This is a genomic window from Aquabacterium parvum, from assembly GCF_001447195.1.
Taxonomy (GTDB): Bacteria; Pseudomonadota; Gammaproteobacteria; order Burkholderiales; family Burkholderiaceae_C; genus Aquabacterium; species Aquabacterium parvum.
In genome coordinates, this window is the sequence record NZ_LFRI01000367.1 from 1 (window position 1) to 1319 (window position 1319).

General features: G+C 64.7%; 1 protein-coding gene and 1 other annotated feature. The gene reads left to right on the forward strand.

Annotated elements, in window-relative coordinates; translation table 11 throughout:
* The first annotated feature begins 53 nt into the window (after positions 1-53).
* A protein-coding gene (locus tag ABG80_RS13990) for an IS3 family transposase (protein WP_152987635.1) occupies positions 54-1279 on the forward strand; the annotation gives its coding sequence in 2 pieces (ribosomal slippage) (positions 54-339 and positions 339-1279; 1227 coding nt in all).
* Positions 329-445: a sequence feature (AL1L pseudoknot), on the forward strand. It overlaps the preceding gene by 117 nt.
* Positions 1280-1319 lie beyond the last annotated feature (40 nt).

Below are 1319 nucleotides of genomic sequence, written 5' to 3' on the forward strand. Positions count from 1 at the left end.
TGAACCGCCCCGGCTTTGAAGGAGGCTCCCTCGTTTGAGATGATGGAGCCAAGATGAGAAGTTCGAAGTATTCCCCCGAGGTTCGCGAGCGCGCGGTGCGCATGGTGCTGGAGCACCGAGATGAGCACCCGTCACAGTGGGCGGCCATCGAGTCCATCGCCGGCAAGATCGGTTGCACGGCGCAGACGCTGGACAATTGGATCAAGCAGCACGAGCGCGACCACGGCCTGCGCGATGGGCCGACGACGGCGGAAGCGCAGCGCATCAAAGATCTCGAGCGCGAGGTGCGCGAACTGCGCAAGGCCAACGAGATTCTGAAGCTGGCCAGCGCGTTTTTCGCCCAGGCGGAGCTCGACCGCCGCATCAAGTCCTGAAGGCGTTCGTCGACCGGCATCGCCAAGAATTCGGGGTCGAGTCGATCTGCCGCGTGCTGCAGATCGCCCCGTCGGCGTACTGGCGGCACGCGGCCTGTCAACGCGACCCGGCGCTGCTGTGCCGACGCAGCTTGCGCGATGCTGAACTGGCGCCGCAGATTCGTCGCGTGTGGCAGGCGAACTTCGGGGTCTACGGTGCCGACAAGGTCTGGCACCAACTGCGTCGAGAAGGCATCGCCATCGCACGCTGCACCGTGGAGCGCTTGATGCGCCAGCACGGCCTGCAGGGAGTTCGCCGAGGCAAGCGACAGCGCACGACGGTGCCTGACCCGAAGGCGCCATGCCCGTTGGATCGTGTGAATCGGCAGTTCAAGGCCGACCATCCGAACCAGCTGTGGGTCACCGACTTCACCTACGTCTCGACGTGGCAAGGCTGGGTCTACGTGGCCTTCGTGATCGACGTGTTCAGCCGTCGGATCGTCGGTTGGCGCCAGAGCAGCTCGATGCACACGGAGTTCGTCCTCGACGCTCTGGAACAAGCGCTGTACGCCCGGCGGCCGACCGAGAAGGACGGGCTCATCTGTCATTCCGACAGGGGGTCGCAGTACCTGTCGATTCGCTACAGCGAGCGCTTGGCCGAGGCTGGCATCGAACCCTCCGTCGGCAGCCGTGGTGACAGTTACGACAACGCGCTGGCCGAGACGATCAACGGGCTCTACAAGGCCGAGGTGATTCACCGCCGCGGGCCGTGGAAGACGAAGCAGGCGGTCGAGCTGGCGACGCTGGAATGGGTCGCCTGGTTCAACCACCATCGGCTGATGGCACCCCTGGGCTACAGGCCACCTGCCGAGTTCGAAGACCGATACCATTCCCAACGCGCTAGTCAGGCCGCGATCAACGTCTGACTCAAAGCAACTGGCCTCCGCAGAAGCCGGGGCGGTTCAG